The sequence below is a fragment of the Sphingobium sp. B11D3D genome, assembly GCF_025961755.1.
Lineage (GTDB): Bacteria > Pseudomonadota > Alphaproteobacteria > Sphingomonadales > Sphingomonadaceae > Sphingobium.
On record NZ_JAOQOG010000001.1, the window covers coordinates 690,638 to 711,724 of the forward strand.

Consider the following 21,087-nt stretch of genomic DNA (forward strand, 5'->3'; position numbering starts at 1 on the left):
TTCGCGTCTTGATAACGCTACCATAAACGAGGTGGGCGGGAAGGCAATTCTTTCGATCGGATGGCGATCATCCGCCACTATCGGCGCGGCCATCAACGCAGATGGTTTGGCCCGCGCGCCTGTCGCGGGCCATCAGGGCTCAGTCCTGCTTGGCGTCCTCGAACCAGGCCTCGACCGGGCCGGAGAGCTTGATGGTCAGCGGCTGGCCATGGCGGTCGCGGGTCTTGCCGGCGGCGACGCGGATCCAGCCTTCGGAGATGCAATATTCTTCCACATCGGTGCGCACCCGGTCCTTGAAGCGGATGCCGATGCCCCGCTGCAGCGTCTCCACGTCGAAATGCGGGCTGCGCGGATTGGTGGAGAGGCGGTCGGGCGGCGTCTCGCTCTGCGGTGCGGCGGGCGTGTCGGATGCGTGAGTATCAACCATGGCTCGTCCTTGCCGAAGAGCTTTCGGCCAGTCAACGCTTCTCAGGAGCGCGCATGGGGCAGTCCGCGAGGGCGGCCGGGCCGGAGACTGTCCGGCCCCGGTCGTGCGGTTGGCATGATCAGCGGCAGATGCGCACGCGATACCGCTCGCCGCGCCAGCGGTCCCAGCGGGTTTCGGTCCAGCAGCGGCGACGGTCGTTATAGCCGTAGCCGCTACGATAGCCGCGGTCGTGACGTCGCCAGTCCCGGCGGTCGCTGCGATAAGACCGTTCGCGATAATGGCGGTCGCGGCGGACGTCGCGGTAGCCATCACGATCATAATCCCGATAGCTGATCGACAGGCTGCTCTGGGCCTGAGCCGGTGTCGCGGCGAGCGGCATGAGGCCGAATGTGGCCGCAACGGCGAAGGCGACCGAAGCGAGGCGGGGGGTAAGAGGCATGTCATTCTCCTGTGTCCAATGTCGGCGTTGCGCGCGGCCTTCGCTCGTCCGATCCATCCTCTCTGCCAGACCGGCCTGAACGCCCGCGAAACAGGCCGTTCATCTGCCCATGGGGCGTGCCCTGGATGCGGTGATATGTGGAAGGACGGTCGCGGATCGCGTGGGACACGTAAGGCGTTAAAAGCCGGTTCAGCCGCGACGACCTAGAGGTCTGCTCTATGCCCCGTTTCTCCTTTCCCTCCTTGCTGGTCGTGCCGCTTGCTGCGGTGGGGCTTCTGATTCCCGCTTCCGGTTTCACCGTTCCCGCGCGGGCTCAGGACGCCGCCCGCCAGGTCGTACCGGCATTTGACGAGGCCGGCCGGCGCTTGCTGACTGATCTGCAGGGTGCGGGGCAATTGTTCGCGGCGCAGGCGCTGGCGAGCTGGATCACCGCCTCGCGGAACGATGCGGTGGCCGCCGGCGTCGAGCCGATCCCGCCCGCCATTCGCGCCCGGCTGCGCGGCCATATGCCGGACGCCCTGCTGGACCGCGTGCGCTATCGCGTTGGCCAAGGTCACGAGTTCAGCCTGCAGACCAATACCTTCAACCGCAGCAACGCCGCGGCGATCACGCTGGACGATGTGGTGCTCTTCCGCTCCGCCGAGGATGCCGCCTCGGATGTCGGCCTCTGGGCGCATGAGCTGCATCATGTGCACCAGTATCGCCAATGGGGCGTCCAGGGCTTCGCCCAGCGCTACACGCGCGATTATCAGGGTGTCGAGGCGGAGGCCCATGCCGAGGCGGACCGGGTGGTCGCCGCGATGCGAACGACTGGGACAGCAACGCCCACGCCTGCGCGCTAGGTTGCAGGGACGAAGTGGCGCGGGTCAAATTCAACCTTCTCCCCTTGAGGGAGGAGGATACGGCGCCTTGTCGCCATCTGGCGGTTAGGCGGAGTTGGATGAGGGGTGGCGGATCTTTGATCCGCGCGATCCTTTGGATCGCTTACCCCTCTCCCAGCTTCGACTAAGGCCGCAGGCTGCCAAGTCTGCGCAACCCTCTCCCTCAAGGGGAGAGGGTTGGGAGCTTGTCCCTCGCGCGCAACGCCCTTGAGCGGGACTGGGAATGGGGTCGTTCGGCGCACGCCGCCTCTTCCCCAAAAGAAAAGGGCGCTCGTCCGGTTGGACAAGCGCCCCTTGGCTCAAGCGGCCTTGGACCGCGAGGCGCGCTTGCGCTCGTTGGGGTCGAGGTAGCGCTTGCGCAGGCGGATGGTCTTGGGTGTCACCTCGACCAGCTCGTCATCGTCAATATAGGCGATGGCCTGCTCCAGCGTCAGCTTCCACGGCGGCGTAAGGCGGACGGCGTCGTCCTTGCCGCTGGCGCGGAAGTTGGTGAGCGCCTTGGACTTCATCGGGTTGACCTCAAGGTCTTCCGGCTTGGCGTTCTCGCCGATGATCATGCCTTCGTAGAGCGCTTCGCCCACGCCGACCATCAACACACCGCGCTCCTCAAGGGGCCCGAGCGCATAGGCATTGGCCTCGCCGGCGCCGTTGGAGATCAGCACGCCGTTCTTGCGGCCTTCGATCTTGCCCTTGTGGGGACCGTATTTCTCGAACAGCCGGTTCATGATGCCGGTCCCGCGCGTGTCGGAGAGGAACTCGCCATGATAGCCGATGAGGCCGCGCGAAGGCGCCGAGAAGGTGATGCGGGTCTTGCCGCCACCCGAGGGCCGCATGTCGGTCATCTCGGCCTTGCGCTGGTTCATCTTGTCGACAACCGTGCCCGAGAATTCATCGTCCACGTCGATGACGACCGTCTCATAAGGTTCGGTGCGGTTGCCGTTCTCGTCCTCGCCGAACAGCACGCGCGGGCGCGAAATGCCGAGCTCGAAGCCTTCACGGCGCATCGTCTCGATCAGCACGCCCAGCTGAAGCTCGCCGCGACCGGCGACCTCGAAGCTGTCCTTGTCGGCACTCTCGGTGACCTTGATCGCGACATTGCTCTCGGCTTCGCGGAACAGGCGGTCGCGGATCATGCGGCTGGTCACCTTGTCGCCCTCGCGGCCCGCCATCGGCGAATCGTTGACCGCAAAGCGCATGGAGAGCGTCGGCGGATCGATCGGCTGCGCCTTGATCGGCTCGGAGACCGAGGTGTCGGCAATGGTGTTGGCCACCGTGGCGACGGTCAGGCCGGCGAGGCTGATGATGTCGCCAGCGCGCGCTTCATCGACCGGCACGCGGTCGAGGCCCTGGAACGTCATGATCTTGGAGGCGCGGCCGGTCTCGATGATCTTGCCGTCCATGTCCAGCGCATGGATGGGCTGATTGATCTTCACGGTGCCGGAGGTCACGCGGCCGGTGAGGATACGACCGAGGAAGTTGTCGCGGTCCAGCAGCGTCACCAGGAAGGTGAACGGCGCGTCGATGTCCAGCGCCGGCGGCGGCACATGGTTGACGATCGTCTCGAACAGCGGCGTCAGCGTGCCTTCGCGCTTGGTCGGGTCGGTGCTGGCATAGCCGTTGCGGCCGGAAGCATAGAGCACGGGGAAGTCGAGCTGCTCGTCGGTCGCGTCGAGGCTCACGAACAGGTCGAACACCTCGTCCAGCACTTCCTGGATGCGCTGGTCGGGCCGATCGACCTTGTTGACGACGACGATGGGACGCAGGCCGAGGGCCAGCGCCTTGCCGGTCACGAACTTGGTCTGCGGCATCGCGCCTTCGGAGCTGTCCACCAGCAGCACCACGCCATCGACCATCGAGAGGATGCGCTCCACCTCGCCGCCGAAGTCGGCGTGGCCGGGCGTGTCGACGATGTTGATGCGCGTGCCTTCCCACTCGATGGAGGTGGGCTTGGCGAGAATCGTGATCCCCCGCTCCTTCTCCAGATCGTTGGAGTCCATCGCCCGCTCATCGACGCGCTGATTGTCTCGAAAAGTGCCGGACTGGCGGAAAAGCTGGTCGACGAGGGTGGTCTTGCCATGATCGACGTGCGCGATGATGGCAACGTTCCGCAGAGCGTTGGGACGGGGGCTCATGATAATCTCTCTGGGCTTGTGGACGGCCGACACGGGTCATCCGGCCGGAATTTCTCGCGGCCCTTAGCGGAAAGCGGCGCTCGGCGCAACGGCCAGCAACGCGGATGGTCCGCGGCCTCGTCATAGTCGGTGCGGCCAGCCTAAGTGCTTGAAGGCAATGACCATCGTTGCGCATGGCCGTCAAGCCATTAAAGTCCTTGCGACGAAGCGATGGTTGCGGCGTCGTGCGATGCCTTTCTGGCAGAGACGCTGCAACATTCGCGTTCCGCACCATAGGATTTCGCCTCAACAGGAGCTGCCATACAGGATGCCGCATTACACGCCGCTTATTGCCACGGTCGTTGCCGGCCTCGTCGCTGCCTTTTTCATGGGCGCGCTGGCGATGCGGCTGCGGGTCTCGCCCATCGCCGGCTATCTCGTCGCCGGCGTGATGGTGGGACCGTTCACACCGGGCTTCGTCGCTGACCCCAACCTCGCCAATGAACTTGCCGAAATCGGCGTCATCCTCCTGATGTTCGGCGTCGGCCTTCATTTTTCGGTGAAGGATCTGATGGCGGTGCGCCGCATCGCCGTGCCCGGCGCGATTGTACAGATCGCGACGGCCACTGTGCTTGGTATGGGACTCGCCTGGCTGATGGGCTGGGGCGTGCTTTCCGGCTTCATCTTCGGCCTGGCTTTGTCGGTCGCCAGTACCGTCGTGCTGCTGCGGGCCTTGCAGGTACGCGATCTGGTCGAGACGGAGCGCGGGCGCATCGCCGTGGGCTGGCTGATCGTCGAGGATCTGGTGATGGTCCTGGCGCTGGTGCTGCTGCCGGTGCTGGCCGGCATCGCGCTCGATCCGCAGAGCGAGGGCCTCTCGGCGATGGGTTGGCCGGTGCTGATGACCATCATCAAGGTGAGCGGCTTTGTCGCGGTGATGTTGCTGGTCGGGCGCCGGATCATTCCCTGGGCGCTACACTGGGTGGTGCATACCGGCTCACGCGAGCTGTTCCGCCTCGCGGTGCTGGCGATTGCGCTGGGCGTGGCAGCGGGATCGGCCTTCATCTTCGATGTGTCCTTCGCGCTCGGGGCCTTCTTTGCGGGCATGATCCTCGGCGAAACCCCGCTCAGCCGGCGCGCGGCTGAAGAGACGTTGCCGTTGCGCGATGCGTTCGCGGTGCTGTTCTTCGTCTCGGTCGGCATGCTGTTCGATCCGATGGTCATCCTTCGCCAGCCCTTGCCGCTGCTCGCCACGGTGCTGATCATTACGGTCGGCAAATCGCTCGCTGCCTATGCCATCGTCCGCGTCTCCGGCTATCCGCGCGAGACGGCGATGACGGTTGCAGCCAGCCTCGCGCAGATCGGCGAATTCTCGTTCATTCTCGTCACGCTGGGTTTTGGCCTCGGCGTGCTTCCGTCCGAAGCGCGCGATCTGATCCTGGCCGGCGCGATCATCTCGATCTTCCTGCATCCGTTTCTGTTTTCCTACATCACCCATCGCGCGAGCGAGGCGGCCAAGGTCGATGCGCCGCCGGTGGCAGCCCCGTCCGCCACGCTCGTGCATGTCGTGCTGGTCGGTTATGGCCGCGTCGGGCGGCTGATCGCCAAGGCGCTGCGCGAGCGGAACAAGCCGCTGGTGGTCATTGAGAGCAATGCCGAACTGACCGATGCCGCGCGGCGCGACGGTCATGAGGCCGTGACCGGCAACGCGCTGGACCGGCGGGTGCTGGAGGCGGCCGGCATCGACCGCGCGACCAGCCTGCTCATTGCGATTCCCGAGGGGTTCGACGCCGGGGCCATCGCCCAGAAGGCGCGCGCGCTGCGCCCCGGGATCGGCATTGTCGCGCGGGCCCATTCGGACGGCGAGGTGGATCATCTGATCAAGCTGGGGATCGGTGACGTCGTGATGGGCGAGCGCGAACTGGCGGCGCGGATGCTGGAGCTTGCGCTGCGTGGAAACATGCAAGCGCAAAGCATTTGATGTCGCGCGCATCACCGCTCGACAGAGGGACGGGACATTGTCATCTATTGAGCAAGCGGCCTGCCGGACAGTCATGACGGCAGGGGCCGCATCATGGGTCGGGAGACAAAGGCATGGGTGCCGATAACAGCGGGGTGGGGATCAGCAAAACTGCTGAAGGCTGGGCAGGCGACATGGGGCGCAACTGGCTCGCCAATCTGGATCGGCTCGAGGGGATGATTGACCCGATCGGCGTGGTGGCGCTGGCTCGGGCGGACTTCCAGCCGGGCGAGCGCGTGATCGATGTCGGCTGCGGCGGTGGTGGCACCAGCCTTGCGATTGCCCGGGCAGTGGCGCCGGAGGGGCATGTCACCGGCGTCGACATCTCGTCCGACCTCATCCTGTCCTGCGGCGCGCGTGCAACGCTCAGTGGCCTGCAGAATGTCAGCTTCGTCTGTGCCGACGCCGGTGCCGCGCCGATCAACGGCGCGCCATTCGACCGGCTGTTTTCGCGCTTCGGGTCGATGTTCTTTGCCGAGCCCAAGGCGGCGTTTCGCAATCTGCGCAGGCAGGTCCGCGACGGCAGCCGTATCGATCTCGCGGTCTGGGCGGCGCCACCGGAAAATCCCTGGATGCAGCTGATGCAGCAGGCGCTGAAGGATCTGCTGCCGGCGCCGGATGGACGGCCGGACCCCAGAGCGCCCGGCCCGTTCGCCTTTGCCGATACGGCATGGCTGGGAGAGGTGCTGGCGCACGCAGGGTTCGCAAACATGGACGTGGCGCCGTGCCTGCGCGATCTGCCGGTCGGCGGACCCGGCGCGAGCGCGCAGGATGCCGCGACCTTCGTGCTGTCGGCCATGCACATCGGCAATCAGGTCGCGCCTGACCGGATGCCGGAGGCGCAGGCCCGCCTTGCGGCCGCCTTTGTGCCGCATCATGTGCCCGGACAGGGCGTCATGCTCGCCGGCAAGGCTTTATTGGTGAGCGCCGTCGCCGCCTAGTTCGGAACCGGCGCGCCTGGCTTGGCTATGTCGCGCACAGAAAAGAAGGGCCGGCGCAAGGCCAGCCCTTCCCGTTTAGCGAAAACGCTGGATCAGAACTTGCCGACGAGGCCGACCATGACCTGATGACGCTGCATGCTGATGCCGGTGTCGACATCGTCGAACTTCAGCTTGCCATAGTCGGAGAAGCGGTACTCGCCACGGATGCCGAAGCGGCCGAAGCTGTACTCAACGCCGGCACCGAGACGATAGCCGTCGAGGTTGTCGCCGTCGCTGATGGAGTCGACGCCGTCGGTGTAGCTCACCTTGAGGCGGGCGTTGGTGTAGCCGGCCTTCGCGTAGATCAGCGCGTTGGGGGCGAGCTTGGCGCCAGCGCGGACGCCGACGTACAGATCGCGCGCTGCTGACAGGGACAGCTCATCGCCCGTCACGAACTGGTCCGTGACCGATTCCTTGACGTCGGAGTCAGCGACTTCCGCTTCGACGCCAACCACGGCGGAACCGAGATCGGCATTGTAGCTGAGGCTCACGCCATAAGCGAAATCATCGCTGCTTCCATTGTCGACGCCGTCGCTCAGCCGCACCGAGTCATAGCCGCCGAGGACCGCGAGGCTCAGGCCGGAGAAGGTGGGGCCTTCCTGCGCAGCGGCAGGGGTGGCAACGATCACGGCGGCTGCGGAAGCCAGAACAGCAAGTTTCATTGTATTTTCCTTGTTTTAATCTCGCCTTCTGCACGGGGCGGACGGGCCGCTTATGGAGCCCGGTTAACGGGGTCAACCATCTCGTGGTTGCGATGCATCACTAGTGAGGCCGGATTGTTGCAAATAGGCAACATATCCGGACGAGCGAACTTGGGGTTTTCGTCCGTCCTCGGGGACGCTGAGGCCTAGCTGTCCCGCGTCAGCTCATCAGGCTTGCCGGGATGGCGCTCCAGCTCGTCGCTGAGCGGATCATGCGCCAGCCCTTCCAGCCGCGTACCGGAAACATAGGCAGCGCGGCCGAGCAACTGCGCGCCGATGGGCAGGGTGATGAGCAGGAACAGGATCGTCAGCCCGCTGGTCCAGTTCAGCTCCGCGATGTCGGCCGCCAGCACGACGCCGAGCAGCATCAGCGTTGCCCCCAGTGTGCCAGCCTTGGTGGCGCTGTGCATCCGCTGCAGTGGATCGCGCAGTCGTACGATGCCAATGGCGGCGATGAGCAGAAAGGCGGTACCTGTAATCAGCAGGGCCATGGCGAGGATCATCATTGCCGCCTCCGCTTGCGTTCCAGAAACACGGCGAAGGCTGCCGTGGCGACGAAGTTGATCAACGAGATGCCGAGCGCAATGTCCAGAAAGGCGCCGCGCCCGGTCGCGAGCGTGGTCAGCGCCGCGAACCCGACGGCGATGGCGGTGAGCATATCGAGCGCGACGAACCGGTCGGCAAAGCTCGGCCCGGTCACCATGCGCCAGCCGGCGAGCAGGAAGGCGAGCGCCAGCGGCACGGCGAGAACAGTGGTGAGCGTCGCCATATCGATCATCGCTCCAACTCCATAATCCAGCGCTCGTAGATCCGCTTGAACCGGGCGATGGTGGTCGCGGCATCGGCGGTGTTGAGCACATGCACGTAGAGGCTGCGCTGGTCCTCGGAGACATGCAGGCAGGTCGATCCGGGCGTGAGCGACATGAAATAGGCGAATAGGGCAACCGCCCAAGGCCGCTGCAAGTCCGTCTCCACGCGGATGATCGCCGGGGCGGTGCGGATGCGGGGTGACAGGACTATCCTGGCGACGGCCAGGGACGCGACGAGGAGATCCCACAGGAACATCGCGACCAGCGTCAGGCTGGCCCGCAGGCGGCGGGCGGGCCTCATAAGCCGCCTCCGCTGACGGCGGCCAGCGCGCGGCTGGAGAGGAGCGAGAGCGTCCACAGGCTTTGTGGCAGCAGGCCGATGGCGATGGTCGCGCCGGAGAGGATCGCCATGGCGATCAACCCCGCCAGCGGCACCTTGCGCACCGGCTTGCCGCGCGGTTCCTTCCAGCAGGCATCGGACCAGAAGATGGACATGGAGACGATCGTCATCAGCCCGCCGATCAGCGCGATAATGCCCAGCCAAGCCATGCCGGCATCGAAGCTCTCGCGAATGACGATGAACTTGGCCCAGAAGCCGGACAGGGGCGGGATGCCCGCCAGCGACAGCACCGGCACTGCGAGCACCAGCGAAAAGAGCGGGTTCGTCCGCGCCATGCCCCCAGCGCGGGTGAGATCCCAGCTGCCGCTCGCCCGGCGAATCAGGCCTGCGCCGAGGAACAGATTGGCCTGCACGATGATCGAGTGGACCATGTAGAACACCGCGCCGGCAATCCCCTCGCGTGTGGCGATCGCGAGTCCGATGGTGATGTAGCCCACCTGCGCGACGATATGGTAGGCGAGGATGCGGCGCATATCGGTGTGCGCCAGCGCGCCCGCGCAGCAGATGAGGATGGTGGCCGCGGCGATCCAGCCGAACACCGGCACCATCTGCGCGGCGCCGATGCCGCCCGCGCCCACGCCGAACACCCCGGCGAAGACCAGCAGCAGCGCATAAAAGCCCATCTTAGTGAGCAGGCCGGCGAACACGGCGACCGCGGTGATCGGCCCGGTATGATAGGAAGCCGGCAGCCAGAGGTGGAAGGGAAACAGCCCAGCCTTGAGCGCGAAACCGGCCATCAACAGAGCGGTCGCAGTGGCGGAGGCGAAGCTGGGCGGGCGGCTGGCGAGCGCAGTGGCGGCCGCGCCGACGTCCAGCGTGCCTGTGATCCCGTAGATCATACCGACGCCGAGCAGGATGAAGGTCGCCGCGAGCATGGAGAAGCTGGCATAACGGATGGCGCCGTCGATCTGCGCCGGGCGGCGGTCCAGCGTTAGCAGGCCCAGCGCCGCGATCAGCGCCAGCTCGAACCAGACGTAGAGGTTGAACAGATCGCGCGTCAGGAACGCGCCGTTCACCGCGCCGGTCATCGCCAGCATCAGCGCGTCATAGCCGGCGCGGCGGCGGCGCGGACCGACGTCGACCAGCGCGTAGATCGCTGCGGCAAAGGCGATGAGCGCCGTGACGACCACCAGCACCAGCCCCGGCATCGTCGCCGAGAAGCTGATCGAGATGCCGTGCGGCCAGCCGCCGAAGACGGTGAGCGGGACGAGGTTGCCGCCATTGGCCTGCACGAACAGCAGCAGCGAGACGACCAATAGCAGGCCGTTCGTAATCAGGCCGATGGCGCGGGTGAGCGCGATGCGCGCGCGCAGGATGAGCACCAGGGCCGCACCGATGAAGGGCAGGATGACGGGCGCGGGCAGCAGCAGCGCATCAGTCATCGGTCAGCTCCCGCTCCTGCGGTGTGCCCAGTGCTTCGGCGGAATCGACGTTGCGCGCATCGATGCTGTGGCTGTGACGCCAAGCACGCAGCACCAAAACGGCGAGCATCACCGTGAGCGCGAAGCCGATGACGATGGCCGTGAGGATCAGTGCCTGCGTGATCGGATCGGCAGACTCGCCCAGCGCGTGCTGGCCTTCGCCCACAATGGGCGGCTGCCGGCTCTGAATGCGCCCGGCGAGGAAGATCAGGATGTTGACCCCCGTCGCCAGCATCGAAAAGCCGAGCAGCATCTTCACCAGATTGCGCGAGAGGATCATGTAGAGCGCGCAGGCGATGATGCCTGCGCCGACAGCGCCGTAGAGCAGGGTCATCGCGTCGCCTCCCGCTGGAGGCCGAAGTGGAAGGCCAGCACCGCGCCGAGCACCACGAGATAGACGCCCAGATCAAAGATCAACGTGGTCGAGAGGGCCGGGATGAGGCCGCCCGGCTCCCACCAGAGATGCGTCAGGAATGGCTCGCCGGTTATCAGGCCGGGCAGGCCAGCGAGCAGCACGCATAGCATGCCCAGGCCCACCAGCGTCAGGGTGCGCAGGCGCAGCACGCGCTGGGCGTGATTGACGCCATAAGCCAGTGCCAGCAGCGCAAAGCTGAGAGCCGCGACCAGCCCGCCGACGAAGCCGCCGCCTGGCTGGTTATGACCGCGGAACAGAATGACCAGCGAGGCGAGCAGCAGCAGCAGGCTGATCCAGCGCCCGGCAACCTGCAGCGAGAAGTGGACCGGCTCGGGACCGGGCACCGGCCCTTCACTGCCCCGGCTGCGCAGCAGCGAGCGCGCCATGACGGCCGCAATGGCAATCACGATTGTCTCGCCCAGCGTATCGATGGCGCGGAAATCCACGAGGATGACGTTGACGACATTATGGCCGTGCGCCGCCGCGAGGCTCATCTGACCAAAGAAGTGGCTGGCGGCGGACACATGTTCGCGCGCGGCCATGTCCATCACCGCCAGGAACAGCAGCGCGCTGATGCTGGTTGCGAGCAGGGCATCGCGCTTGCGCATGGCGCGGGTGCGGGTCGCCGGGCTGGCGAGCGGTACGGCCAGTAACAGGGCGGAGAGCAGCACGACGAGCAGCGCTTCGACGGTGAACTGGGTGAGCGCAAGATCGGGCGCGCCGTTCATCAAAAAGGTAATCGCGGCGGCAAAGCCGGCAAGGCCGGTGGCGATCATGCCGCTGAGCAACGTATTGGCGCGAGCAGCGGCAATGGCTCCGCCGAGCCCGATGAGCGCGACCAGCGCCTCGCCCGGCCGGAAATCGCCGGGGAATGGGATGTCAGGCGCGACACCGGCCTTCGCTACCGACCAGGCGATCAGCAAGCCGGCACCGCCGACCACGGCCAGCAGATAGCGCCGCAGATCGCCATGCTGGAGCGCATCCGTCAGTTTGCGGGAGGAGAGGATCAGGTTGCGCAGGCTGATTTCCCACAGCGGCTCGATCTCATAGGTGTTGAACTGCTTGGTCTGCCGCAGCCAGATGTGGATCTTGCGCCAGAAGGCCACGATCAGCGCGCCGATGGAGACCACGACAAAGCTCAGCAGCAGCATCGGCGTGAGGCCGTGCCACACCGTCAGGTCCACCTCCACGGCCCGACCGTAGACCGAGGCGACCGCCGGGCGGATGGCGACGCGCGTGATCCAGTCCGGCGCGAGGCTCATGAACAGGCCGGCGGCAGAGAGAAGCAGCGGGGGCATCACGAGCGAGAAGGTCTCGCCATGCTGCACCTTGTTCACCTTGCCGCGGCCCATGAAGAACGGCCGCAGCGTCACCACTCCGGCCACGCCGACCATGACGGCGTTGACCATCACGGCGATGGCCAGCGGGATGACTTCCCAACTGCTCTCCAACTGCGCCTGGAACAGGAATTCCTTGGAGATGAAGCCGATGAACGGCGGGATGCCAGCCATGGAGAGGCTGGCACCGAGGCAGGCCAGCGCCGTCAGCGGCAGATGTCGGGCAAGCCCGCCCATAGCGCGCAAGCTGTAGAGGCCCGTCGCGTGCAGCACAGATCCCGCGCAGAAGAACAATGCCGCCTTGTAGAGCGCGTGCGCGAACAGGAAGCCGATCATCGCCACCGATGCCGCCGGCCCGTCCAACCCGACGAGCAGCACGAGAATGCCGAGTGATGCGACCGTGGAATAAGCCAGCGCGGACTTGAAGTTCTCCGCCCGCAGGGCCTGCAACGCGGCGACGAGCATGGTGACGCAGGCCACGGTGATCAGCGCGCCCCGTCCCCAGCTTTCCGCGCCGATCACCGGCTCGAACCGCGCGAGCAGATAGATGCCCAGCTTCACCATCGTCGCCGAGTGCAGATAGGCCGAGGCGGGCGTCGGCGCCTGCATGGCGTTGGGCAGCCAGAAATGGAACGGGAATTGCGCGGACTTGGTGAAACCCGCGATCAGGATGCACACGACGATCGCCGTGCCCCACGGGCTGTCATGCAATTCGCCAACCCGCGCCACCGCCTGCGCCATGGAATAGGTGCCGAGCACATGGCCGATCATCGCGACGGCCATCAGCAATGCGAGACCGCCGAACGCCGTCACCTGCAGCGACATCAGGGCCGCCCGGCGGGCGCGGGCGCTGCGTCCCTCAAAGCCGATGAGGAGGAAGGAGAGAATGCTCGTCGCTTCCCAGAAGACGAGGAAGACGAGCAGGTTCTCGGCCAGCACCGCCCCCAGCATCGCGCTGAGAAAGAGCAGGATGTAGCAGAAGAAACGGGCGCGTTCGGCCGGCGACTTGTTGGTGAGATAGCCGCCGGCATAAATCGTCACCAACCCGCCCAGCCCGGTGATGAGCAGGCAGAGCAGGAAAGAAAAGCCATCGAGCCGAAGCGTGAAATCAAGGCCGAGCCAGGGTGCCCATTCGGCTGCTTCCCCCTTCACCCAGCCCCGTTCCACGAACTGCGCCATGTTTACGAACGCCGCGAGCAGGCCGAAGGGGAAGAGGGCGATCACCATGCCCGCACCACGCCCAATGACGTAGGCCAGCAGCGGCATCAGGCAGGCGCCGAGGAAGGAAATCAGCAATATCGTCAGCATCTGACAAACCTAATGCACAGTTTTGCCTGATGATGCAGCACCCAATGGCCGCGCGGGGGCGTTTTCTCGCTCAGAATGCAGAGGCAATGCGCGGCGCAGTCAGGAAGGGTTGGCGAAACCGGTTCGTCCCGCTTATCAAAGCCGGATGATCGATCGTCGCGATTTTGCCCTGGCTATGGGCGCGAGTGTTCTGCTGGCCGGCTGTGCCGACAAGCGGGAGGGGATGAATGACCCGGTGGCCCGCCTGCAGGCGATGGAGCGCGCGATCGGCGGCAGGCTGGGCGCGCTCGTGCTCGATACCGGCAGCGGACGCAGCTTCGGCTGGCGGACCGACGAGCGCTTCTGTCACTGCTCGACCTTCAAATTGTCCTTGGCGGCGATGGCCCTGCGCGAAAGCGACGCCGGGCGCCTCGATCTGGCGGAAGAGCTGAGCTTCAGTCAGGCGGACCTCGTCGCCTACGCGCCCGTGGTGGAAGAAAATCTCGCCAAAGGGCGCTTGCCGATCCTCAGCTTGGCCCAGGCGATCCAGATCACCAGCGACAATGCCGCCGCCAACATCCTCATGCGCCGGCTCGGCGGCCCCGAGGCGTTGACGCGCTTCTGGCGGGAGATTGGCGACAACACGAGCCGGCTGGATGGCTATGAGCCGGAGATCAATGTGATCCCGCCTAGCACAGAGCAGAACAGCACCACGCCAGAGGCGATGGCGCAAACGGTGCGCAAGATCGTGCTTGGCGATGTGCTCAGCGCGGCCAGTCGCGACCGGCTGAGGGAGTGGATGGTGCAGACCCAGAGCGGGCGCAATCGCATCAGGGCCGGCATTCCCACCGATTGGCAGGGCATGGACAAGACGGGCACCGGGATGCGCCGAGGCGTCGGCAACAAGACCAACGATCTGGCGGTGTTGGTTCCGCCGGGCGGACGCAGTCCGCTGATTGTGATCGGTTATGTCGAGACGCCGACCTTCGCCGAAGATGTCCGCCCGCAAGACGAAGCCGCGCTCAAGGCGCTGGGCGCGCTTGCAGTCAGTTGGAGCGCCTGATCGCCGTGGGCGACCAGGATTTCGTTATTCCCGCGCTCGCGGAAATCCAGTTCCACGCCTGCGCCGGGAGGTAACGTCCGAGCTGGATTCCCGCGTTCGCGGGAATGACGAAGGTGAAGCGCCTTCGCGATTAACCCTCTGCACCTAAAACCTAATCCACGAACGCCCGCTCGATCACATAATCCCCCGGCTTGGCGTTCGAGCCCTCCTCAAAGCCGAGCGCGTCGAGGCGGGCGGAAAAGTCGCGGATCATCGCCATCGATCCGCACATCATCACCCGGTCTGTTTCCGGGTCCAGGCGCGCGGGGCCGCTCAGGCCGCGGAACAGCGTGCCATCGTCGATCAGGGCATCGATCCGCCCCGTGGTGCGGAAGGGTTCGCGCGTCACCGTGGGGCAATAATGGAACTGCAGCAGGGCCTGATCCTGCACCAGCGGATCGCCGGCGAGCTGGCTTTCCAGATCGGTGCGGCATGCCAGATCGGCGACCGTGCGCACGCTGTGCGCGAGCATGACCTGGCCGAAATACTCATAGACATCCGGATCACGCACGAGGCTGAGGAAGGGCGCGAGGCCCGTGCCGGTGGAGAGCAGGAACAGGCGGCTGCCGGGCCGCAGGGCGTCCATCACCAGCGTGCCGGTGGGCTTGCGGCCAAGATAGAGACTGTCGCCGGGCTGGATCTTGCACAGGCGCGAGGTGAGCGGGCCATCCTCGACGCGGATCGAGAGAAATTCCAGTTCCTCGGCATAAGCGGGGCTGGCGATGGAATAGGCGCGCAGCAGCGGCCGCCCATTCTCACCCGGCAGGCCGAGCATCACGAACTCGCCGGAGCGGAAGCGGAAGCTCGCCGGCCGCGTGATCGCGAAGCTGAAGAGATGGTCGTTCCAGTGCTTCACCCAGCGAACGGATTCCACGCTGAGTGCGCCGGTCGGCTCGAGCTCGAAGCCGTGATGGGTCATGTCATTCATTGGGGAACCTTACAGTGGCAGGATCGAACATGGGCAGCGCGGGCCAGAGTTCAACCGTCCGTAGCGCCGCGCCGAGCGAATCCAGCGCCATACGCAGCGCCGGGGCGCCCTCGGGCTGCACGACAAGCGCGACCGTCGCGGGCGTTTGATCCGCGTGTGCCCCGCCGGGCAGGCGGATCAGGCTGAGCAGAAGCGCCTCGCCATCGCTGAGCCGGGGGCAATCGACGTCGGCAAAGGACAGCTTCTCGCGCGCGTGGCGGTTGACCACGGCCATCATCATGTGGAAATGCGGGAAGCCGGCCATGAGATCCGCCTTGTGAAAGGCCGGGCCGACATCGCCGCACGGGCAACGCCCGCAAGAGACCGCCTTTGCCCAGTGCCGCATGGCCCAGACGAGCAAACGGCCGCCACGATCGAGCAACGAAAGCGGGCAATCCAGAAACGCATACATGGGCAATCTCTCCCGTGGCAGTCAGGGGCGATGGCAGGCGGCGCTGGCGCCGGCAAGGCAAGCGCGCATATCGCCGGTGGAAGGACGTCCCCGGCCGGCTGCACCTGCAGGCCGGGAACGTCCGCGCCGCGCGAAGAGGGGTTCGCGCGGGTGAAGGCGTTGCGACTGCACTGATCTGCTAATGACAATGAATCGCATTAACAGCGTCATGCCGATCCCTGTGGACTTCGTCAAGCGCGATCTGCATCTTTCGCTTCATCCAAGCACCGAACGGTGATGCGAAGGATCAACTGGCATCCCGCACCATGCCCCGCTATGCGCGGCCAGCGGCGATTGCGTGGCATCGAGTCAGCGCCGTCGCACGAACGGGCAGCATCAGGATGCGCTGCCTGAAGCAAGGAGAACCATCTATGCCCGCCCTGCGCCCCGATATCGATCCCGATGGCCTGCTCGAATATTCGGTGGTCTTCACGGATCGCTCGCTCAATCACATGAGCCAGGCTTTCCAGGGCGTGATGCGCGATATCCACGCCACCTTGTGCGAAGTCTACAACGCCGAGCGCGCGGTGGTCGTCCCTGGCGGCGGCACCTATGCGATGGAGGCGGTCGCCCGCCAATTCGCCACCGGCGAAAAGGTGATGGTCATCCGCAATGGCTTCTTCTCCTATCGCTGGACGCAGATTTTCGAGGCGGGATCGATCCCCGCGTCGGAAACGGTCATGAAGGCCCGCCGCATCGGCAATGGCGGCGCGGACCAGCCTTTCGCGCCCGCGCCCATCGATGAGGTCGTCGCCGCCATCCGTGCCGAGCGGCCCGCCGTCGTCTTCGCCCCGCATGTCGAGACCGCCTCGGGCATGATCCTGCCGGACGATTATATTCGCGCCGTCGCGGACGCGGTGCATGAGGTCGGCGGCCTCTTCGTGCTGGACTGCATCGCCTCGGGCTGCATCTGGGTGGACATGGTCGCGACCGGTGTCGACATCCTCATTTCCGCCCCGCAAAAGGGCTGGTCCGCGCCGCCATCGGCTGGGCTGGTGATGATGAATGCCGCCGCGCTGGAGCGCTGCCGCGCCCGCCAGTCGACCAGCTTCGCGATCGATCTCGCCAAGTGGAACAGCATCATGGAAGCCTATCTGAATGGCGGCCATGCCTATCATGCCACCATGCCCACCGATGCGCTGCGCACCTTCCACAAGGCGATGATGGAGACCAAGCAGATCGGCTTCGAAACGCTGCGCGCCGCGCAGTGGGAGCAGGGCAATGCCGTGCGGGCGATGCTGGCGGAGCGCGGCGTGCGGTCGGTCGCCGCCGATGGCTTTGCCGCGCCGGGCGTGGTCGTGGTGTTCACGGAGGATGCCGCGATGCAGACCGGCAAGCCCTTCGCCGCGCTCGGCCTGCAGGTCGCCGGCGGCGTGCCACTGATGGTGGATGAAGGCCCGGATTATCGCAGCTTCCGCATCGGCCTCTTCGGCCTCGACAAGCTCAAGGACGTGCCTGCCAGCCTCAAGCGGCTGGAAACGGCGTTCGATCAGCTGTTCTGAGCTGGTCCGTCAGCCCTCTCCTGCCAGCAGGAGAGGGTTGGACTGGGCTGGAAATCAATGCTGCTCTTCAACGGAGTGAGAGCGAAAGGGGGCCTATTTGGAACCCACGCCATTGCGGACGATCAGCTTTCCATTGTCTTCCGCGATCAGAGCTCTGTCGCCGTTATAGCGAATATGGCTGCGCGCCATTTTTGCACATTCGGCGTCATGATTGATTTGGCGCGCGACCCATCGTTTCCAGGCAGGCTGCTGCAAAGCCCGGCACTCGGCTTCATAAATGCCGCAACTATGGGCGGCCCGCATTTCTTTGATTAACAGCAGCCAACGACTTCGATCTTTCGGAATGCCCTCCTCTGGAGGCTGGCGGTCATAGCCCACACGTTCTTCTGGGCTTTCCATAAGCCGATCATAGCGATCACTATGTTCACTGCCCATGCCTTTTCTGAGATATTGCTGTGGGCCACAGAGCATCAAAGTGGACTGACTGCATCCCCAGCAGGTTCTGCCAGCCGACATGGCCTGAAGCCGCTTCCTTCAGCCGTGCCAGGCCTGCGAGCCATTGCCGCAACCCCGCCCGCTACAACAGGCCGTGTCCGGCGAAGCTGAAGACGGCCTGACCGGCAAAAACCCAGTGGTCTGCGACATGAATGTCCAAGGGGCGCGCCGCTTTGCAGATTTGGTCCGTCATGATCCGGTCGGCCTTGCTGGGTTCGGCGATGCCGGAGGGGTGGTTGTGGGCAAGAATGATGTGCGCCGCCCCGAGGATGATCGCGGTCATGACGATTTCGCGGACATAGACCGGGGTGCTGTCATATCCCCCGGACCAATGAGTACGGCTCTCGATGACGTGTTTGAGCTGGCTCAGATAGACCACATGGAAGTGCTCGATCCGGCAATGCCCGATTTCCGCAGCAAGGTGACGCTTCAACTTTTCGACATCGAGGGGCTGCGTGGTCTTCAACGCTTCGGATGCCAGCACGCTGAGATGAAGGCTCCGAAAGTCCTTGATCGCGCGTATCTGCGCCTCCGAAGCGCCCCGCAATTTGAGGACGTCCGGTGGAGCGTGGACCAACTCAGCCAGCGAGGCGAATTGCCTCGAAAGCTGCTTTGCGATCGCCCATGGCCTGGGCAAGCCATAGAGCGCAAAAAGACCTGTCAAATGGCTCAAGGAATGCTTCATCGGCCGTTTGATGATCCGTTAAATGGTCATGCTTCTGAGATGCATTAACCATAATTTGGACCATAGGTGCCTGTAAAGCGGACTTGTGTCTACAAGTCTACATAAGTTGTGGACAAAATTCCGGACTCTTACAATTCCCGCAGGGCCCGCGAGGGCCGCAGCGACATCAGTGGGATCGATCCGGCCAGCCCGATGCCCAGCGTGATGATCGCGCCGCCCGCCAGTGTCGCCAGCACCACGCCCCAGTCCGGTGCCCAGCCGAATTCGAAGACCTGCACGATAACATACCAGGCCGCGCCCATGCCCAGCGCCAGCGAAACCAGCGCCAGCGTGGCGGCGAGCAGGGCATATTCCATGGCCTGCGTGCCGAGGATCTGCCAGCGCGTCGCGCCCAGCGTCTTGAGAATCACGCTGTCATAGCTGCGCGCTTGCCGCGAGGCAGCGATGGCGCCGATCAGCACCGCAACGCCCGCGAAGATGGCGATGGAGGCCGCCGCCACGATGGCGCCGGACATCTGCTCCAGCAGCCCGCTGATCTGCTCGACCACTTCGGCCACCGCGATCACCGAGACGCCCGGGAAGGCGGCGAGCAGCGCGCGCGTCACGCCCGCGCCTTGCGCCTCGTCCATGGTAATGGTGGCGGTGAGGCTGTGCGGCGCGCTTGCCAGAGCGCTGGGCGAGAAGACCATGACATAGTTGAACCCCATGCTGTCCCAGTTCACCTTGCGCAGCGAGGCGATTTTGGCTTCGATCTCGCGGCCGAGCACGCTCACCGTCATGCTGTCGCCGATCTTGAGGTTGAGCGTCTTCGCCGCTTCCTCGTCCAGCGAGATGAGCGGCGGACCGGCATAATCGGGCGTCCACCACTGGCCCGCGACCAGATCGCTTCCCTCCGGCAGCGTCGCGCTATAGGTCACGCCGCGCTCGCCGCGCAGGAACCAGGCGCCTTCGGGCAGCGTCTCCATGTCGGCGACGCGCTGCCCGGCATAAGCGACGATGCGCCCGCGCAGCGCCGGGACGACGTTCAGCTCCGCCGCCGGCGCCTCTTGCGCCACGATCTGCCGGAAGCGCGCTTCCTGATCGGACGGGATATCGAGCACGAACTGGTTGGGCGCCTTCTTGGGCACCGTCCGGTCGATCTCGGCGGTGAGGCTGGTCTGCACGCCCGCCAGCGTGACGAACAAGGTGAGCGCAAGGCCGAGGGCGATCACCAGCGCGCTGGTCTGCGCGCCGGGGCGATAGAGATTGGCGATGGCGAGGCGCCACAGCGGCCGACGCGGGCGCGGCACGCGGCGGGCAATCGCGCTGATGCCCCAGCCGAGCAGCAGCAGCAGGCCGAGCACCGCCGCCGTCGCCCCCAGCACTGCAGCCGAGAACAAGGGCTCGCGCGCCGTGCCGAGCGCTATCGCCAGCACCGCCAGCACGCCCAGCACCACGCCCGCGACGCTGCGCCGGTCCAGCCGGCTGCGCGGCTCGACATGCGCGCGCAGGATCGCGGCGACCGGCAGCGTCCGCGCGCGGTCCAGCGGCGGCAGGGTGAAGATGTAGGCGATCAGCAGGCCATAAGCCGCGCTGGTGATGAGCGGCAGCGGATGGATACGGAAGCCCGGCTGCACCGGCAGAACATCGCCCAGCACGGCAATCAGCGCCGGCGGCAGCAGCGCGCCCGCGATCAACCCGCAGGCAATGGCGATCGCCGCCACGGTGCCGATCTGCATCAGGTAGATGCGCTCGATATCCGCAGACGTCGCCCCCAGCACCTTGAAGGTCGCGATGCCGCCGCGCTTGATCGCAAGGTAAGAGGAGACGCCATTGCTCACCCCGATGCCCGCGATCACCAGCGCCGTGAGGCCGATGAGCGAGAGGAACTGCCCCATCCGCTCGATGAACCGGCTGGTGCCCGGCGCCGCATTCTCCCGGTCACGGAACGACCAGCCTGCCTCGGCCTGCTCGTCCTCCAGCCGCTTGCGCAGCGCCTCGACATCGGTGCCCGGCGCAACGCGGACGCGATATTTGCTCTCATAGAGGCTGCCCGGCTGGATCAGCCCGGTGCGCCGCAGACCTTCTAGCGAGACGATGGCGACCGGCCCGAGCGTAAAGCCTTCGCCCACCCGGTCCGGCTCGTCGGCGATGATGCCGGCGATAGTGAAGGTCGCGGTACCATAGCGCAGCGCGCCGCCGGGCCGCACCTGCAAGCGCTCCGCCAGCGCCTCGCCGATCATGATGCGGTCGGCGGCAAGCGGGGCATAAGTCCCTTCGCGCAGCAGCAGGTCGCCATAGAGCGGATAGGCGCCATCGACGCCCTTGAGTTCGGTCAGCACCGCCGCGGGGCCATCGGTATCGCCGGCCCCCACTGCATTCGCCATCGCCCGCAGCCGGATCGTCTCGCTCATCGTTCCCAGCGCGCGCAGCGTCTGCTTCTCGGCTTCGCTCGCCTCGCGCTGGCTCATCCGCGCCTCGATATCGCCGCCCAGGATCGTCTGCCCCCGTGCGGAAATCTCGCTGGTGATCGAGGTCGTCAGGCTGCCGATCGCCGCCAGCGTCGCCACGCCCAGGAACAGGCAGACGAACAGCAGCCGCAGCCCTCGCAGGCCTGCATTCAGGTCGCGCCGGGCAATCGACCAGCTTGCCTGCAGGCCCAAAGCCCTCATGCGCGT

General features: G+C 65.6%; 20 protein-coding genes. 5 read left to right on the forward strand and 15 right to left on the reverse strand.

Annotated features, from left to right (window positions below; translation table 11 throughout):
- Nucleotides 1–139: 139 nt before the first annotated feature.
- Nucleotides 140–427, reverse strand: a complete 288-nt coding sequence (locus M2334_RS03245; RefSeq protein WP_264604762.1) for a DUF3297 family protein — start codon at nt 425–427, stop codon at nt 140–142.
- A 118-nt stretch (nt 428–545) separates the two neighbouring features.
- A complete protein-coding gene (locus M2334_RS03250; RefSeq protein WP_264604763.1) occupies nt 546–866 on the reverse strand; it encodes a hypothetical protein in 321 nt (106 codons plus the stop codon).
- 218 nt (nt 867–1,084) lie between these two features.
- Here M2334_RS03250 and M2334_RS03255 point away from each other — a divergent pair, with 218 nt between their 5' ends.
- Nucleotides 1,085–1,708 (forward strand): DUF4157 domain-containing protein, encoded by a 624-nt coding sequence (locus M2334_RS03255; RefSeq protein WP_264571313.1) that lies wholly within the window; start codon nt 1,085–1,087, stop codon nt 1,706–1,708.
- A gap of 338 nt (nt 1,709–2,046) precedes the next feature.
- On the opposite strand, the gene typA is transcribed toward M2334_RS03255, so the two are convergent.
- Nucleotides 2,047–3,879, reverse strand: coding sequence for a translational GTPase TypA (gene typA / locus M2334_RS03260; protein ID WP_264571312.1), 1,833 nt, complete (start codon nt 3,877–3,879; stop codon nt 2,047–2,049).
- 307 nt (nt 3,880–4,186) lie between these two features.
- On the opposite strand from typA, the gene ybaL reads away from it, so the two are divergent.
- Nucleotides 4,187–5,839, forward strand: coding sequence for a YbaL family putative K(+) efflux transporter (gene ybaL / locus M2334_RS03265; RefSeq protein WP_264604764.1), 1,653 nt, complete (start codon nt 4,187–4,189; stop codon nt 5,837–5,839).
- 113 nt (nt 5,840–5,952) lie between these two features.
- Nucleotides 5,953–6,819, forward strand: coding sequence for a class I SAM-dependent methyltransferase (locus tag M2334_RS03270; protein WP_264604765.1), 867 nt, complete (start codon nt 5,953–5,955; stop codon nt 6,817–6,819).
- A 92-nt stretch (nt 6,820–6,911) separates the two neighbouring features.
- Here the strand turns inward: M2334_RS03270 and M2334_RS03275 are convergent, their stop codons facing one another.
- The 7 genes from M2334_RS03275 to mbhE all read right to left on the reverse strand — a co-directional run bounded on the left by M2334_RS03275 (nt 6,912) and on the right by mbhE (nt 13,249).
- Entirely contained in the window at nt 6,912–7,520 is a 609-nt protein-coding gene (locus tag M2334_RS03275) for an outer membrane protein (protein ID WP_264604766.1), read from the reverse strand.
- A gap of 185 nt (nt 7,521–7,705) precedes the next feature.
- A complete protein-coding gene (mnhG, locus tag M2334_RS03280; protein WP_264604767.1) occupies nt 7,706–8,065 on the reverse strand; it encodes a monovalent cation/H(+) antiporter subunit G in 360 nt (119 codons plus the stop codon).
- Nucleotides 8,062–8,337 carry a monovalent cation/H+ antiporter complex subunit F gene (locus M2334_RS03285; protein ID WP_181560637.1) on the reverse strand — a complete coding sequence of 92 codons (276 nt, stop codon included), beginning with the start codon at nt 8,335–8,337 and terminating at the stop codon, nt 8,062–8,064. Before M2334_RS03285 ends, mnhG begins: the two co-directional genes overlap by 4 nt.
- A complete protein-coding gene (locus tag M2334_RS03290; RefSeq protein ID WP_264604768.1) occupies nt 8,334–8,669 on the reverse strand; it encodes a Na+/H+ antiporter subunit E in 336 nt (111 codons plus the stop codon). The genes M2334_RS03285 and M2334_RS03290 overlap by 4 nt, the downstream gene beginning before the upstream one ends.
- On the reverse strand, nt 8,666–10,150 hold the full coding sequence (locus M2334_RS03295; protein ID WP_264604769.1) for a complex I subunit 5 family protein: 1,485 nt from the start codon (nt 10,148–10,150) through the stop codon (nt 8,666–8,668). Before M2334_RS03295 ends, M2334_RS03290 begins: the two co-directional genes overlap by 4 nt.
- On the reverse strand, nt 10,143–10,523 hold the full coding sequence (locus tag M2334_RS03300) for a sodium:proton antiporter (RefSeq protein ID WP_264604770.1): 381 nt from the start codon (nt 10,521–10,523) through the stop codon (nt 10,143–10,145). The genes M2334_RS03295 and M2334_RS03300 overlap by 8 nt, the downstream gene beginning before the upstream one ends.
- Complete coding sequence (gene mbhE, locus M2334_RS03305; protein ID WP_264585769.1) at nt 10,520–13,249, reverse strand: hydrogen gas-evolving membrane-bound hydrogenase subunit E; 2,730 nt, start codon at nt 13,247–13,249, stop codon at nt 10,520–10,522. The genes M2334_RS03300 and mbhE overlap by 4 nt, the downstream gene beginning before the upstream one ends.
- 145 nt (nt 13,250–13,394) lie before the next feature.
- Here mbhE and bla point away from each other — a divergent pair, with 145 nt between their 5' ends.
- On the forward strand, nt 13,395–14,291 hold the full coding sequence (bla, locus tag M2334_RS03310; protein WP_264571304.1) for a class A beta-lactamase: 897 nt from the start codon (nt 13,395–13,397) through the stop codon (nt 14,289–14,291).
- 151 nt (nt 14,292–14,442) lie between these two features.
- On the opposite strand, the gene M2334_RS03315 is transcribed toward bla, so the two are convergent.
- Together M2334_RS03315 and M2334_RS03320 are read right to left on the reverse strand one after the other, a co-directional pair.
- Entirely contained in the window at nt 14,443–15,258 is an 816-nt protein-coding gene (locus M2334_RS03315) for a ferredoxin--NADP reductase (protein WP_264593854.1), read from the reverse strand.
- Complete coding sequence (locus tag M2334_RS03320; RefSeq protein WP_264571302.1) at nt 15,251–15,709, reverse strand: hypothetical protein; 459 nt, start codon at nt 15,707–15,709, stop codon at nt 15,251–15,253. Before M2334_RS03320 ends, M2334_RS03315 begins: the two co-directional genes overlap by 8 nt.
- A 410-nt stretch (nt 15,710–16,119) precedes the next feature.
- Between M2334_RS03320 and M2334_RS03325 the strand changes: the two genes are divergently transcribed.
- Nucleotides 16,120–17,250, forward strand: a complete 1,131-nt coding sequence (locus tag M2334_RS03325) for an aminotransferase class V-fold PLP-dependent enzyme (RefSeq protein ID WP_264604771.1) — start codon at nt 16,120–16,122, stop codon at nt 17,248–17,250.
- Nucleotides 17,251–17,343: 93 nt separating this feature from the next.
- Here M2334_RS03325 and M2334_RS03330 read toward each other — a convergent pair whose 3' ends face one another.
- The 3 genes from M2334_RS03330 to M2334_RS03340 form a co-directional block, all read right to left on the reverse strand.
- Nucleotides 17,344–17,685 (reverse strand): hypothetical protein, encoded by a 342-nt coding sequence (locus tag M2334_RS03330; protein WP_264604772.1) that lies wholly within the window; start codon nt 17,683–17,685, stop codon nt 17,344–17,346.
- Between the two features lie 142 nt (nt 17,686–17,827).
- The gene (locus tag M2334_RS03335) at nt 17,828–18,418 is read right to left on the reverse strand and encodes a JAB domain-containing protein (protein ID WP_264604773.1); all 591 of its coding nucleotides are present in this window, start codon (nt 18,416–18,418) and stop codon (nt 17,828–17,830) included.
- 140 nt (nt 18,419–18,558) lie between these two features.
- Entirely contained in the window at nt 18,559–21,081 is a 2,523-nt protein-coding gene (locus M2334_RS03340; RefSeq protein WP_264606026.1) for an ABC transporter permease, read from the reverse strand.
- Nucleotides 21,082–21,087 lie beyond the last annotated feature (6 nt).

Bases quoted from the DNA above. Each gene is read 5' to 3' on its own strand.
- M2334_RS03245 (WP_264604762.1), bottom strand. From the start codon at position 427: ATGGTTGATACTCACGCATCCGACACGCCCGCCGCACCGCAGAGCGAG.
- M2334_RS03250 (WP_264604763.1), bottom strand. From the start codon at position 866: ATGCCTCTTACCCCCCGCCTCGCTTCGGTCGCCTTCGCCGTTGCGGCC.
- M2334_RS03255 (WP_264571313.1), top strand. From the start codon at position 1,085: ATGCCCCGTTTCTCCTTTCCCTCCTTGCTGGTCGTGCCGCTTGCTGCG.
- typA (WP_264571312.1), bottom strand. From the start codon at position 3,879: ATGAGCCCCCGTCCCAACGCTCTGCGGAACGTTGCCATCATCGCGCAC.
- ybaL (WP_264604764.1), top strand. From the start codon at position 4,187: ATGCCGCATTACACGCCGCTTATTGCCACGGTCGTTGCCGGCCTCGTC.
- M2334_RS03270 (WP_264604765.1), top strand. From the start codon at position 5,953: ATGGGTGCCGATAACAGCGGGGTGGGGATCAGCAAAACTGCTGAAGGC.
- M2334_RS03275 (WP_264604766.1), bottom strand. From the start codon at position 7,520: ATGAAACTTGCTGTTCTGGCTTCCGCAGCCGCCGTGATCGTTGCCACC.
- mnhG (WP_264604767.1), bottom strand. From the start codon at position 8,065: ATGATGATCCTCGCCATGGCCCTGCTGATTACAGGTACCGCCTTTCTG.
- M2334_RS03285 (WP_181560637.1), bottom strand. From the start codon at position 8,337: ATGATCGATATGGCGACGCTCACCACTGTTCTCGCCGTGCCGCTGGCG.
- M2334_RS03290 (WP_264604768.1), bottom strand. From the start codon at position 8,669: ATGAGGCCCGCCCGCCGCCTGCGGGCCAGCCTGACGCTGGTCGCGATG.
- M2334_RS03295 (WP_264604769.1), bottom strand. From the start codon at position 10,150: ATGACTGATGCGCTGCTGCTGCCCGCGCCCGTCATCCTGCCCTTCATC.
- M2334_RS03300 (WP_264604770.1), bottom strand. From the start codon at position 10,523: ATGACCCTGCTCTACGGCGCTGTCGGCGCAGGCATCATCGCCTGCGCG.
- mbhE (WP_264585769.1), bottom strand. From the start codon at position 13,249: ATGCTGACGATATTGCTGATTTCCTTCCTCGGCGCCTGCCTGATGCCG.
- bla (WP_264571304.1), top strand. From the start codon at position 13,395: ATGATCGATCGTCGCGATTTTGCCCTGGCTATGGGCGCGAGTGTTCTG.
- M2334_RS03315 (WP_264593854.1), bottom strand. From the start codon at position 15,258: ATGAATGACATGACCCATCACGGCTTCGAGCTCGAGCCGACCGGCGCA.
- M2334_RS03320 (WP_264571302.1), bottom strand. From the start codon at position 15,709: ATGTATGCGTTTCTGGATTGCCCGCTTTCGTTGCTCGATCGTGGCGGC.
- M2334_RS03325 (WP_264604771.1), top strand. From the start codon at position 16,120: ATGCCCGCCCTGCGCCCCGATATCGATCCCGATGGCCTGCTCGAATAT.
- M2334_RS03330 (WP_264604772.1), bottom strand. From the start codon at position 17,685: ATGGGCAGTGAACATAGTGATCGCTATGATCGGCTTATGGAAAGCCCA.
- M2334_RS03340 (WP_264606026.1), bottom strand. From the start codon at position 21,081: ATGAGGGCTTTGGGCCTGCAGGCAAGCTGGTCGATTGCCCGGCGCGAC.